Source organism: Sanguibacter massiliensis (assembly GCF_900240335.1).
Classification (GTDB): Bacteria; Actinomycetota; Actinomycetes; order Actinomycetales; family Cellulomonadaceae; genus Flavimobilis; species Flavimobilis massiliensis.
Window position 1 is genome coordinate 1,187,572 of record NZ_LT964979.1, and the last position, 11,610, is coordinate 1,199,181.

Here is an 11,610-nt window from a genome sequence, read left to right on the forward strand (position 1 = left end):
ACAGCGCCAACTTCTCCCGTGCCTGCCGCGCCGTCGCGGCCGACGCCTGCGTGCGTCCCTGCTGTCCCTGTCTGTAGAGCGCTGGCTTGCGCCGTCATGCACCGACGGCCAGCCCCCGGGCATCGACGCACCACCTCGATGAGCCAGCGCTCGCCCCGCACCCGGTCGCGTATCCACGCCGCCGAGCATCACTCCCAGGACCAGGCTCTCGCGCGGCCTTCCCGCGCACGACACGAAGAGGAACCCATGGCTCGCATCTACGACGACGTCACCGCTCTCGTCGGCAACACCCCGCTCGTCAAGCTCAACCGACTCGCCGAGGGCGTCGGCGCGACCGTCGTCGCCAAGCTCGAGTTCTACAACCCCGCCAACTCCGTCAAGGACCGCATCGGTGTCGCGATCATCGACGCCGCTGAGGCGTCGGGCGACCTCGCACCGGGCGGCACGATCGTCGAGGCGACGTCGGGCAACACCGGCATCGCGCTCGCGATGGTCGGCGCGGCCCGCGGCTACGACGTCGTCCTCACGATGCCCGAGACGATGTCGAAGGAGCGCCGCGCGCTCCTGCGTGCGTTCGGCGCCGAGCTCATCCTCACCCCCGGCTCCGAGGGCATGCGCGGCGCGGTGGACAAGGCCAACGAGATCGCGGCATCCCGCCCGGGCGCCGTCCTCGCCCGCCAGTTCGCAAACGCCGCGAACCCCGAGGTCCACCGCCGCACGACGGCCGAGGAGATCTGGGCCGACACCGACGGCCAGGTCGACATCGTCGTCGCGGGCATCGGTACGGGCGGCACCATCACGGGCGTCGGCCAGGTCCTCAAGGAGCGCAAGCCCGAGGTCCAGATCGTCGCCGTCGAGCCCGCCGAGTCCCCCATCCTTAACGGCGGTCAGCCCGGCCCGCACAAGATCCAGGGCCTCGGCGCAAACTTCGTCCCCGAGATCCTCGACACCGAGATCTACGACGAGGTGTTCGACGTCAACGCCGACCAGGCGATCGCGACCGCACGTCGCGCCGCGACGGACGACGGCCTGCTCGTCGGCATCTCCTCGGGCGCCGCGATCCACGCCGCGCTCGAGATCGGCAAGCGTCCGGAGAACGCGGGCAAGCTCATCGTCGTCGTCGTGCCGTCCTTCGGCGAGCGCTCCCTCTCCACAGTGCTCTACGCCGACCTCGTCGACTGACCCCCGCCCCGGCGGCGCGCGCACGCGCGCCGCCGGGCACCCCTCTCCCTCCGGAAGGAGAACCGTGGCCCTGCCACGCCGCGCCTGGTCCATCCTCCGGGAGGACCTCCAGGCCGCACGCGACCGCGACCCCGCCGCCCGTACTCGGCTCGAGGTCGCGCTCGCGTACCCGGGCCTGCACGCGCTCTGGGTGCACCGCGTCACGCACCGCATGTGGCGCAATCCGCTGCTCCGGCTCCCGGCCCGCATCATCTCGCAGATGTCACGATCAATCACGGGCGTCGAGATCCACCCGGGCGCACAGCTCGGGCGGCGGCTCTTCATCGACCACGGCATGGGCATCGTTATCGGGCAGACGGCCGTCATCGGTGACGACGTGCTGCTCTTCCACAACGTCACGCTCGGCGGGCGCACCATGACGCACGGCAAGCGTCACCCGACGGTCGGCAACCGCGTCGTCGTCGGGGCGGGCGCAAAGATCCTGGGCCCAGTATGGATCGGGGACGACGCGCAGATCGGCGCGAACGCCGTCGTCGTCAAGGACGTGCCCGCGGGCGCCGTCGCGGTCGGGGTGCCCGCGAAGATCCGGCTCGCGTCGCCTGCGGAGGTTGCCGAGCGTCAGCGGCGCGCGGTCGAGGACCCGTCGATGCTCATCGAGTACATCATCTGAGACGCGTCCTACAACAACCCCGCTTGTTCTCGTCACCTGAGAGTAAGCGGGGTTGTTGCATGATCTCTCGGATCGACCCGAGCGCCCCCGAGCCGCTCTTCGCCCAGGTCGCGACCCAGGTGCGCCTAGCGGTCGCAGCAGGCGAGCTCGCGCCCGGCGCGCGGCTCCCCGCCGCACGCACCCTCGCCGAGTCGCTCGCCCTCAACGTCCACACCGTCCTGCGCGCCGACCAAGAGCTGCGCGACAACGGGGGCGGGCGACCTGCTCCGCGGCCGCGGAGCGATCATCGCTGACAGCCCCGCACCCGATCTGACCGCACTGCGTCAGGCGATCGCCGTCTGGCGCACAGGGCAGGTATCTGAGACTCTGAGTATCGCTCAGCGCCGGACGACGACGACCGGCCGCAACCACGAGGAGCCCGCATGCGCTTCGGACTGCACACCGGCTACTGGTCCGCCGGCCCCCCGCCCGGCATCGCCGAGGCCGTCCGAATGGCCGACACGCTCGGCCTCGACTCCGTGTGGACGGCCGAGGCGTACGGCTCCGACGCCTTCACCCCGCTCGCCTGGTGGGGCGCAGCGACGTCCCGCGTCCGGCTCGGCACCGCCGTCGCGCAGATGTACGCCCGCACCCCCACCGCGACCGCGATGGCTGCGCTCACGCTCGACCACCTCTCGGGCGGGCGAGCCATCCTCGGGCTCGGAGCGTCCGGACCGCAGGTCGTCGAGGGCTGGTACGGCCAACCATTCCGCCGCCCGCTCGCACGCACGCGCGAGTTCGTCGACATCGTGCGGCAGGTGATCGCACGCGAACGTGTCCAGTACGACGGCCAGTTCTTCCAGCTCCCCCTCCCTGCGCCCGGTCCCGACTCGGGACCTGACGCGCCGACCGGTCTCGGTCGCCCCCTGCGCTCGACCGTCCACCCGCTGCGACCAGAGATCCCGATCCACCTTGCCGCTGAAGGGCCCAAGAACGTCGCCCTCGCGGGCGAGATCGCCGACGGCTGGCTCCCCCTCTTCTACGCGCCCCGGCTCGACGCCGAGCTCCGCGGCCCGCTCGAGGAAGGCCTCGACCGGCGATCCGAGGCGCGTTCACCGCGCGAGACCTTCGAGGTGTGCGCGACCGTCCCGATCGTCGTCCGTGACGACGTCGAGGAAGCCGCCGACCAGGTCCGGCCGTTCCTCGCGCTGTATATCGGCGGGATGGGCGCCAAGGGCGCCAACTTCCACCTCGAAGCCGTCGCACGCCTCGGCTACCGCGAGGTGTGCGACGACGTCCAGCGGCTCTACCTCGATGGACGCCGAGCCGAGGCCGCTGCCGCGATACCCCTCGAGCTGGTGCGTGACGTCGCGCTCGTCGGCACGCTCCTGCAGGTCGCGGCGGGCATGACCGCCTGGGAGTCGACGGCAGTCACCACGATGCTGTTCCAGGCGGACGAGCAGACCCTGCGCGCCCTCGCATCGGCGCCGGGCCTGCTCGGCTGAGCACAGCCTCGCCCGACGCCACCCTGGACCCCAGCCATGGCGGATACGCTCGGTGCATGACCGATCAGGCGTGTTCCGTCCCGTCGTCCGTCCTCACCGCCGCCGGCCTCGTCGGCGGATACGCCGTCGCCCGGGCGACCGGAGTCCGCGCCCTCGGGGGCGTCGCCCTTGCCGCGGCGGGCGTCGCCGCGGGCCGCACGTGGGCACGCGCTGGCGTCCCCGAGACCGCGGTCCTCAGCGTCACATACATCGCAGCATTCGGGCTCTCGCACCCGCTCGCGAAGAAGATCGGCGCGTGGCCGTCGGTCCTCACCGTCGCTGCTGTCGCAGGAGCTGCGTCGCACATCCTCGCAGACCGCGCCATGCCTCGGACCTGAGCACACCGTCGGCCGCCCTGGTCGTGACCAGGGCGGCCGACTCGTGAAGGTGCCGCGCCACGGTGCCCGGACCGGCGGTTGTCATCGTCCCGGTCGTTGAACCGCCCCGAGCTGTTCGGGGCCGTCACCGTGGTGCCCTCGGTCGCGGGCTGTTCCGGGCCAACGGACCCGGGCAACCTCACGCCGATGCGTCGTCGTCCCCCGTGCGACACGGGCGAGAGACCGACGCGAGCGGGCTGTCGAGGCGCCGGGATGATCCCGACCCTCAGTCGAGCGGTGCGCTGCATCGCTGCGCGCTCCTGCTTCCTGCCCTGCTGACTCCCACAACAGCGAGCGTCCCGGAAATGTTCCCGTGCCGGCCGGCCGGGCGTCACGTCATTTTCTGCAGGCGGGCTGCCGAGAGCCGGACGCGCCCGTCGTCGACCATCGGACAAGCTTCTGCGCGGAGCACGTCGAGCGCCTCGAGACGCTTGTGCACGGGCGGGCGACCGGCCGCGTTCACGACTCGCCACCACGGCACCGCAGCCCCGGCGACACGCAGCGCCGCACCGACCTGACGTGGGCCGCCGCGCTCGAGCCGCGCACCCACCACCTCAGCGATGTCTCCGTACGTCATCACCCGTCCCGGCGGGATCTGGTCGACAACGTCCAGCACCGCCTCCACGTACTCGTCGTCCACCCGCGCCACGGTAGCGCGCTCCGCCGACACGTGAAATGCCCTGGTCGCGGCGCGCCGTCCGCTGCGAGAGTGGAGGCATGACGTTCCCCACCGGCTACCGCACGCGTCCGTTGCGCCCCGAGGACGAGCGCGAGGTCCTCGCGCTCGACTCGTGGGGCTTCCCGACCGGGACCGACCTCGACACGCTCGTCGAGATCGGCCTCACCCTGCACTGGGACCGCTACCTCGGCGTCGTGACCGACGCCGAGGACCACGACGCCGTGCCAATCGACGGTGCGCGCCCCGTCCGGTCGGAGCTCGTCGCGATGCACGGCTCACGCCCGTTTTCGCAGTTCCCCGTGCCGGGTGCGGAGATCCCGGTCGGCGGCCTCACGTGGGTGGTCGTCCATCCGCAACACCGCCGCCGCGGCATCCTGCGCACCATGATCAACCATCACTTCGCGGCGTGCCGCGAGCGTGGCGAGGCCGTGTCCGCGCTGTTCGCGGCCGAGGCGACGATCTACGGCCGCTTCGGCTACGGCCTCGCGGCGAACGACCTGCGGGTGACCGTGCCGCGCGGCGCGGCCCTGCGCCCTGCGCTCACGGCCGACGACGCGGCGTCGGGCAGCGTCCGGATCGAGGAGCTGTCGGTCGATCGTCACGGCGCGCTGATCGACACAATCGCGACCGAGGCGAGCCGCCGCCCGCTCGGGACCGACGCACCGCACGACGCGCTGCTCAACCGCCCGGGCTCGGTCCGGTACGACGAGATGACCGCGCGTCGTCGGCTCGCCGACCCGCCGGCGTTCCGCGAGGGCAAGGAGTCGCGGCGGATCGTCATCGTCGAGCGCGACAGCGAGCCGCGCGCCTACGCCATCCTGCGCCGCGAGTCGCGCTGGGAGGTCCCGGGCCCGCGTGGCGTCGTCCACGTCTCCGAGGCCGTCGTGACGGACACCGCCGCGGCGCGCACGTTGTGGACGACGCTCCTCGACCTCGACCTCATGGCGGAGACCCAGGCGTCGATGCTCCCCGAGGACGACGTGCTGCTCGAGCTGCTCGCCGACCCTCGGTCGGCGCAGACTCGACGCGCGGACAACCTGTGGGTGCGCGTCGTCGACCCCGCCGCAGCCCTCGCGCAGCGGCGCTACGCCGCGGCGATCGACGTCGTCCTGCACGTGCACGACTCGGTGCTGCCCGAGAACACAGGGGCGTACCGCGTCACTGCGCAGCCGTTCGAACCCGCCACCGTGGTGCGCACGGACGCGTCGCCGGACCTGACGCTCGACGTGCGCGCCCTCGGCTCTGCGTACCTCGGCGGGGTGACGCTCGCGCAGCTCGCGCTCGGCGGTCACGTCGTCGAGCACACCACGGGCACGCTCGCGACGGCGTCGGCGGCGTTCGCGTGGCCCGTCGCACCGGTCTGCTCCTGGGTCTTCTAGTCCCGGCTCACGACTGACAGGTCGGGCACCAGAAGAGGTTGCGGCCCGCGGCGTCGCGCACCTGGACGGGGTTGCCGCACACGCGGCACGCGAGCCCGTCGCGGTGGTAGACGTAGAACGACTCGTCGCGGCTGACGACGGCCGGGTCGCCGTCCGTGTTCTGGCGGACGCGCCGCGGGTCCATGTGGCCGAGCTCGTGGCCGCGGCCCCGGTGCTCGGGGCGCGTCGTGACGATGCGGCCCGTCGCGACGCCGTCGCGCATGAGAACGACGAGGTCGTCCCAGATCTCCCGCAACGTCTCGGCCGGCACCGCATTGCCCGGCGTCGACGGGTCGAGGCCCGCGCGGAAGAGCACCTCGGCGCGGTAGATGTTGCCGACGCCCGCGACCTTGTCCTGCGCCATGAGCTGGAGGCCGACGGCCGTGCGCGAGCGTCGGACCCGTGCGACGAACCGCTCCGGGTCGGCGTCGTCCCGGATGGGGTCCGGGCCGAGCCGCGCGAGCACCGCGTGCCGCTCGGCGTCGGTGATGACCTCGCACGCGGTCGGCCCTGTGAGATCGGCGACGGCGTGCTCCCCGAGGATCCGCACCCGCACCTGCCCGCGGGGCTCGGGCACATCCCACGCACTCTCGTCACTCCGCGAGATAGCGCTGCCCTGTCGAGATAGCGCGCCTCGCGCGCTATCTCGACCTTGAGGCGCTATCTCGCGATCAGGGAGCGTGTACTCCTGCTCGCCGATGCGGCGGCGCGGGGCACCGATCGCGTGCGCGACGGTCGTCGACGAGTCCCCCGCGAACGTCCACGAGCCGTACAGGCCCAGGTGGACACGCAGCCAGGCGAGATCGGCGTCGGGCGTCACTGCGCCAGACATCGCCGCGCAGGGACCGAAGCCCAGGAACATGTGCTTGCCCCACGCCTCCGCACGCACGAGAGTGCCGCCGTCGAGCAGCGCCGCGCCCGCCTCGAAGCGGCCCTGCGGACTGCTGAGCCGCAGCCGCTCACCGCGGAAGAGCGCGTCGAAGGTCCGCGCGAGGCGGTGGACGGTGTGGCCCTCGGGCACGGCTCAGGCGGCGTGCGTCAGCGCGCGGACTCGTACGCCGCGAGCTGGTCGATGCGACGCTGGTGACGCTCCGCACCCGAGAAGGGCTCCGCGAGGAAGGCCTCGACGAACGTCGTCGCCTCCTCGATCGAGTGCTGGCGCTCGCCGATCGCGATGACGTTCGCGTCGTTGTGCTGCCGTCCGAGCTTCGCGGTCTCGACGCTCCACGCGAGCGCGGCGCGCACACCGTCGACCTTGTTCGCGGCGATCTGCTCGCCGTTGCCCGAGCCGCCGATGACGACGCCGAGCGAGCCCGGCTCCGCGACGACGGCCTCGCCCGCAGCGATGCAGAAGGCGGGGTAGTCGTCCTCGGCGTCGTACTCGAACGCACCGTGGTCGACGACATCGTGACCCTGGGCGGCGAGGTGCGTGAGGAGGTGGGACTTCAGGGCGAAGCCCGCGTGGTCAGAAGCAAGGTGGACGCGCATGGGTCCATCCTGCCGCATCCCGCAACGTCTCGGGGTTCCCGTCGACGCTCATCGATGAGCGCCCACCGGACAAAGTTGCCCGATTGTGACACCGCGCGCGTAGCGCGCCACCTGGAACTGCTGCTTGGCTGGTCACCGCCTCGTCCGACGTTGAAGGAGTCACCATGGATCCCTCCCGCCCGCAGCTCGTCGTCGTGCTGGCGGTGCTCGCCCTCGTCACGGAGGCCGTCCTCCTCGTCGTCGCTCTCGTCGCCCGCCAGCTCCCGCGCCGGACCCGGAGCGTCATCGGCGGGTCCTCCGCCGTCCTCACCCTCGCCCTCCTCGGCACGGGCTGGTACGCGTGGTCGACGAGCTCGCACCACGACACGATCGACATCAATGCGCTCACCACCGCGTCCGGCGCAGGTCTCACCCTCGATCTCAAGCACGAGCGCCTCAGCAAGAGCGGCGACGAGTACGACTTCGCGCTGCTGCGCGGCTCCGACGCGAGCGACGTTCACGACGCGCTCGTCGCGACCGGCACACCCGTCGAGCCCGTCGCCGGCGGGTGGACGCTCGTCAAGGACGGCCTGCGCTACACGGTCGTCGAACGCGGCGACGGCACGTGGCACGCCGAGAACAAGAAGCTCACCGTCGCCCACGGGAACGACCTCACGTCCATCGCCTTCCCGACGACGCCCGAGCTCCACCGCGCCGACGCCGGGACGCCCGTCACGCTGCCCGCGCCGGCCGCCGACGTCCGCGCCGAGCTCACGCTGCTCGGCGCCGTCGTGGACGGCACCGACACGCTCGTCGTCCCGACCGACGACGGCCGCACCGCACGGCTGACCTTCGACGGCGACCGCATGACGGTCGAGGTCGTCGGGGACGCACCGGCCTGAGCCGACGCAACGATGTCGGTGGCCCGGCATAGGGTGGGCGCATGACGACCGACAACACCGCAGCGCTGCGCTCCGGGATCGACGCGTCGACGTTCGACGCCGACGTCCGACCGCAGGACGACCTCTTCCGCCACGTCAACGGCCGCTGGCTCGCGACGTACGAGATCCCCGCCGACCGCGCCCGTGACGGCGCGTTCCGCGAGCTCCACGACCGCGCGGAGGAGCAGGTCCGCGACATCATCCTCGAGGCCGGAGAGCAGGCCGGCGCCGCAGGCGTCGACGCGACGACCGCGAAGATCGGCGCGCTCTACGCGTCGTTCATGGACACCGAGCGCATCGCGGCGCTCGGCACCGCGCCCCTCGCCGCCGACCTCGCACTCCTCAACGACGCCGCGGACAAGTCCGCGCTCGCCCGCGCCCTCGGCGAGCTCCAGCGCACCGGTGCCGCCGGCGCGCTCGGCCTCTACGTCGACAACGACGCGCTCGACCCCGAGAAGTACGTCGTCTACCTCCTCCAGGCCGGGCTCGGCCTGCCCGACGAGGCCTACTACCGCGAGGAGCAGCACGCCGAGGCCCTCGCCGCCTACACGCCGCACGTCGCACGCATGCTCACGCTCGGCGACATCGTCCCTGCCGCCGACGCCGACGCGGCCGCCGCGCGCGTCGTGGCACTCGAGACCGCCCTCGCCGGCCACCACTGGGACGTCGTCCGCGATCGCGACGCCGAACTCACCTACAACCCCATGACGTTCGCCGAGCTCGCCGCATCCGCACCCGGTCTCGACTGGAACGCCTGGGCCGAGGGGCTCGGCGCACCCGCTGGCGCCCTCGACGACGTCGTCATGCGCGAACCCTCGTTCGCGACCGGCCTCGCCGCACTCTGGGAGCAGACCGACATCGCCGACCTGCGCCTGTGGCTCGCCGCCCAGGTCGTCTCGTCGCGTGCCACCTACCTCACCGACGAGCTCGTCGAGGCGAACTTCGACTTCTACGGCCGCACCCTCACCGGCGCCGAGAAGATCCGCGAACGTTGGAAGCGCGGCGTCTCCCTCGTCGAGGGCGCGCTCGGCGAGGCCGTCGGCCAGGTGTACGTCGAACGTCACTTCCCGGCCGCCCACAAGGAGCACATGGACCGCCTCGTCGGCCATCTCGTCGAGGCGTACCGCGAGTCCATCACCGGCCTCGACTGGATGGGCGAGGAGACGAAGGTCAAGGCGCTCGCCAAGCTCGACGCCTTCACCCCGAAGATCGGCTACCCCACGCGGTGGCGCGACTACTCCGCGCTCGAGATCGACGCCGCCGACCTCCTCGGCAACGTCCGTCGCGCGAACGCGTTCGAGACCGACCGCGAGCTCGGCAAGATCGGCAAGCCGATCGACCGCGACGAGTGGTTCATGACGCCGCAGACGGTCAACGCCTACTACAACCCCGGCATGAACGAGATCGTCTTCCCCGCCGCGATCCTCCAGCCCCCGTTCTTCGACCCCGAGGCCGAGGACGCCGTGAACTTCGGCGGCATCGGCGGCGTCATCGGTCACGAAATCGGCCACGGCTTCGACGACCAGGGCTCCAAGTACGACGGTTCAGGACGCCTCGAGGACTGGTGGACCGAAGAGGACCGCCGCAAGTTCGAGGAGCGCACCAAGGCGCTCATCGCCCAGTACGACGCGTTCTCGCCCGCACAGCTCAGCGACGAGCACACCGTCAACGGCGCCCTCACCATCGGTGAGAACATCGGCGACCTCGGTGGACTGTCGATCGCGCTCAAGGCCTACCGCATCGCGCTCGGCGGCGACCTCGCTCCGGCACCCGTCATCGACGGGTTCACCGGCCTCCAGCGCGTCTTCCTCGGCTGGGGCCAGGTGTGGCGCACCAAGGCCCGCGACGCCGAGGCGATCCGCCTCCTCGCGATCGACCCGCACTCGCCCGCCGAGTTCCGGTGCAACGGCATCGTCAGCAACGTCGACGAGTTCTACGAGGCGTTCGACGTCACCGAGGGCGACGCCCTCTACCTCGCGCCCGAGGACCGCGTCCGCATCTGGTGACCCCGACCGGCGCCACCGCGCCAAACGACGTCGGGCCCCGCACCTCACGAGGTGCGGGGCCCGACGCATGTCCTCACGTCGTCAGAGGACGCGGCCACCCGCGCGTGCGAGCGAGAATCCCGTACCCGTTGCGTCGTCGACGCACGCCATGCCCGACTCGTCCGACGTGCACGTGAACCCGTAGGCGGCCGACTTCTGCCCGTACCCGAGGACGTTGACGTCCTTGCCCGCCTTCTTCGGCAGCTCCTTCTTCGGCACGCACGGCACATCGACCTTGCCAGAGGCGTCGACCACGTACACGAAGCCGACCGAACCGTCGCAACCGTCGACAGGTGCGGGCTTCTGCGCGAGCGACGCGATGCCGCACCGTGCACCGTTCGCAGTGATGTCGCAGACGATGTTGCCCGACGGGGTCGCGAACCGCTGGTCCGTGCCTCCCGGCCGGTCCGCAGACGTCACCGGAGCCGAGGGCGAGACGCTCGTCGTCGCACCGGCGACGGGCGTCGTCGCCCCGGCGACGGGAGTCGTCGGCGACGCCCCCGGCGCGCCAGAACCCCCACCGAGGAGGACGACCGCAGCGATCACGACCCCGACGACGAGGATGACGTCGATGACGATGAACGCGATGAGCCCCGGCCCCAGCGGCTTCCTCGCCGGAGGGCCCGTAGGGATCGGGATCGTCATGCGCCCACTTCCTCGTCGGCGCCCGGCCGCAGCACCGGTCCTGACGTGCGCGTGCGCTTGAGCTCGTAGAAACCCGGCACCTGCGTCATGAGGACGAGCCCGTCCCACAGCCGCACCGCGTCCTCGCCCCGCGGCGCCGGCGTGACGACGGGACCGAAGTAGCCGACGCCGCCGATCGCCACGACGGGCGTCCCGACCTCGTCGCCCACGAGGTCCATCGCACCCTGGTGCGAGGCTCGCAGCGCGTCGTCGACGTCGGTCGAATCCCACACGTCGAGGAGGTCCGCGCCAAGCCCCGCGTCGGCGAGCGCCTTCGCGACGACCGCGCGCCGGTCCTTGTTGCCCTCGACGTGATACTCCGTGCCGATCGCCGTGTAGAGCGGCCCGAGGACGTCGTCACCGTGCCGCTGGGCGGCCGCGACAAGCACCCGCACCGGACCCCACGAGGCGTCGAGCATCTCGCGGTAGTCGGCGGGCAGGTCGCGCCCCTCGTTGAGCACCGACAGGCTCATGACGTGCCAGCGGATCTCGATGCCGCGGAGCTCCTGGACCTCGGTGAGCCAGCGTGAGGTCATCCAGGCCCACGGGCAGGCAGGGTCGAACCACATGTCGGCGACGGTCGTCGCAGTCTCGTCTCGCATGCTCCCAGCCTAGTTGCGTCGC

At 71.8% G+C, this 11,610-nt stretch carries 13 protein-coding genes; 8 read left to right on the forward strand and 5 right to left on the reverse strand.

All coding sequences use genetic code 11. From position 1 onward, the window contains the following. Window positions 1–246: 246 nt before the first annotated feature. The 5 genes from cysK (at window position 247) to C1729_RS05535 (ending at window position 3,713) form a co-directional block, all read left to right on the forward strand. Window positions 247–1,182: a cysteine synthase A gene (gene cysK / locus C1729_RS05515; RefSeq protein ID WP_102509052.1), complete on the forward strand. Its 936-nt coding sequence runs from the start codon at window positions 247–249 to the stop codon at window positions 1,180–1,182. 64 nt (window positions 1,183–1,246) lie between these two features. Next, on the forward strand, window positions 1,247–1,852 hold the full coding sequence (gene epsC / locus C1729_RS05520) for a serine O-acetyltransferase EpsC (protein WP_102509053.1): 606 nt from the start codon (window positions 1,247–1,249) through the stop codon (window positions 1,850–1,852). Between the two features lie 59 nt (window positions 1,853–1,911). Then, the gene (locus tag C1729_RS05525; protein WP_242493728.1) at window positions 1,912–2,145 is read left to right on the forward strand and encodes a GntR family transcriptional regulator; all 234 of its coding nucleotides are present in this window, start codon (window positions 1,912–1,914) and stop codon (window positions 2,143–2,145) included. Between the two features lie 129 nt (window positions 2,146–2,274). Next, a complete protein-coding gene (locus tag C1729_RS05530) occupies window positions 2,275–3,336 on the forward strand; it encodes an LLM class F420-dependent oxidoreductase (RefSeq protein ID WP_102509054.1) in 1,062 nt (353 codons plus the stop codon). 56 nt (window positions 3,337–3,392) lie between these two features. Further along, window positions 3,393–3,713: a hypothetical protein gene (locus tag C1729_RS05535; protein WP_102509055.1), complete on the forward strand. Its 321-nt coding sequence runs from the start codon at window positions 3,393–3,395 to the stop codon at window positions 3,711–3,713. Window positions 3,714–4,083: 370 nt separating this feature from the next. Here C1729_RS05535 and C1729_RS05540 read toward each other — a convergent pair whose 3' ends face one another. Then, the gene (locus tag C1729_RS05540; RefSeq protein WP_102509056.1) at window positions 4,084–4,392 is read right to left on the reverse strand and encodes an MGMT family protein; all 309 of its coding nucleotides are present in this window, start codon (window positions 4,390–4,392) and stop codon (window positions 4,084–4,086) included. A 77-nt stretch (window positions 4,393–4,469) separates the two neighbouring features. On the opposite strand from C1729_RS05540, the gene C1729_RS05545 reads away from it, so the two are divergent. After that, on the forward strand, window positions 4,470–5,810 hold the full coding sequence (locus C1729_RS05545) for a GNAT family N-acetyltransferase (protein ID WP_102509057.1): 1,341 nt from the start codon (window positions 4,470–4,472) through the stop codon (window positions 5,808–5,810). A 7-nt stretch (window positions 5,811–5,817) separates the two neighbouring features. On the opposite strand, the gene C1729_RS05550 is transcribed toward C1729_RS05545, so the two are convergent. Both C1729_RS05550 and C1729_RS05555 read right to left on the reverse strand, forming a co-directional pair. Beyond that, window positions 5,818–6,870, reverse strand: coding sequence for an Fpg/Nei family DNA glycosylase (locus tag C1729_RS05550; protein ID WP_102509058.1), 1,053 nt, complete (start codon window positions 6,868–6,870; stop codon window positions 5,818–5,820). A 17-nt stretch (window positions 6,871–6,887) separates the two neighbouring features. Further along, entirely contained in the window at window positions 6,888–7,337 is a 450-nt protein-coding gene (locus tag C1729_RS05555) for a ribose-5-phosphate isomerase (RefSeq protein ID WP_102509059.1), read from the reverse strand. A gap of 164 nt (window positions 7,338–7,501) precedes the next feature. Between C1729_RS05555 and C1729_RS05560 the strand changes: the two genes are divergently transcribed. Both C1729_RS05560 and C1729_RS05565 read left to right on the forward strand, forming a co-directional pair. After that, window positions 7,502–8,218 carry a hypothetical protein gene (locus tag C1729_RS05560; RefSeq protein WP_102509060.1) on the forward strand — a complete coding sequence of 239 codons (717 nt, stop codon included), beginning with the start codon at window positions 7,502–7,504 and terminating at the stop codon, window positions 8,216–8,218. A 41-nt stretch (window positions 8,219–8,259) separates the two neighbouring features. Continuing rightward, window positions 8,260–10,263, forward strand: coding sequence for a M13 family metallopeptidase (locus tag C1729_RS05565; RefSeq protein WP_102509061.1), 2,004 nt, complete (start codon window positions 8,260–8,262; stop codon window positions 10,261–10,263). An 81-nt stretch (window positions 10,264–10,344) separates the two neighbouring features. On the opposite strand, the gene C1729_RS05570 is transcribed toward C1729_RS05565, so the two are convergent. Both C1729_RS05570 and C1729_RS05575 read right to left on the reverse strand, forming a co-directional pair. Next, the gene (locus C1729_RS05570; protein ID WP_102509062.1) at window positions 10,345–10,947 is read right to left on the reverse strand and encodes a hypothetical protein; all 603 of its coding nucleotides are present in this window, start codon (window positions 10,945–10,947) and stop codon (window positions 10,345–10,347) included. Continuing rightward, entirely contained in the window at window positions 10,944–11,588 is a 645-nt protein-coding gene (locus C1729_RS05575; RefSeq protein WP_102509063.1) for a mycothiol-dependent nitroreductase Rv2466c family protein, read from the reverse strand. The genes C1729_RS05570 and C1729_RS05575 overlap by 4 nt, the downstream gene beginning before the upstream one ends. Between the last annotated feature and the right edge of the window lie 22 nt (window positions 11,589–11,610).

What these genes read in the sequence shown, in the direction of transcription:
- cysK (WP_102509052.1), top strand. Translation starts at nt 247, where the DNA reads ATGGCTCGCATCTACGACGACGTCACCGCTCTCGTCGGCAACACCCCG.
- C1729_RS05525 (WP_242493728.1), top strand. Translation starts at nt 1,912, where the DNA reads ATGATCTCTCGGATCGACCCGAGCGCCCCCGAGCCGCTCTTCGCCCAG.
- C1729_RS05530 (WP_102509054.1), top strand. Translation starts at nt 2,275, where the DNA reads ATGCGCTTCGGACTGCACACCGGCTACTGGTCCGCCGGCCCCCCGCCC.
- C1729_RS05535 (WP_102509055.1), top strand. Translation starts at nt 3,393, where the DNA reads ATGACCGATCAGGCGTGTTCCGTCCCGTCGTCCGTCCTCACCGCCGCC.
- C1729_RS05545 (WP_102509057.1), top strand. Translation starts at nt 4,470, where the DNA reads ATGACGTTCCCCACCGGCTACCGCACGCGTCCGTTGCGCCCCGAGGAC.
- C1729_RS05555 (WP_102509059.1), bottom strand. Translation starts at nt 7,337, where the DNA reads ATGCGCGTCCACCTTGCTTCTGACCACGCGGGCTTCGCCCTGAAGTCC.
- C1729_RS05560 (WP_102509060.1), top strand. Translation starts at nt 7,502, where the DNA reads ATGGATCCCTCCCGCCCGCAGCTCGTCGTCGTGCTGGCGGTGCTCGCC.
- C1729_RS05565 (WP_102509061.1), top strand. Translation starts at nt 8,260, where the DNA reads ATGACGACCGACAACACCGCAGCGCTGCGCTCCGGGATCGACGCGTCG.
- C1729_RS05570 (WP_102509062.1), bottom strand. Translation starts at nt 10,947, where the DNA reads ATGACGATCCCGATCCCTACGGGCCCTCCGGCGAGGAAGCCGCTGGGG.
- C1729_RS05575 (WP_102509063.1), bottom strand. Translation starts at nt 11,588, where the DNA reads ATGCGAGACGAGACTGCGACGACCGTCGCCGACATGTGGTTCGACCCT.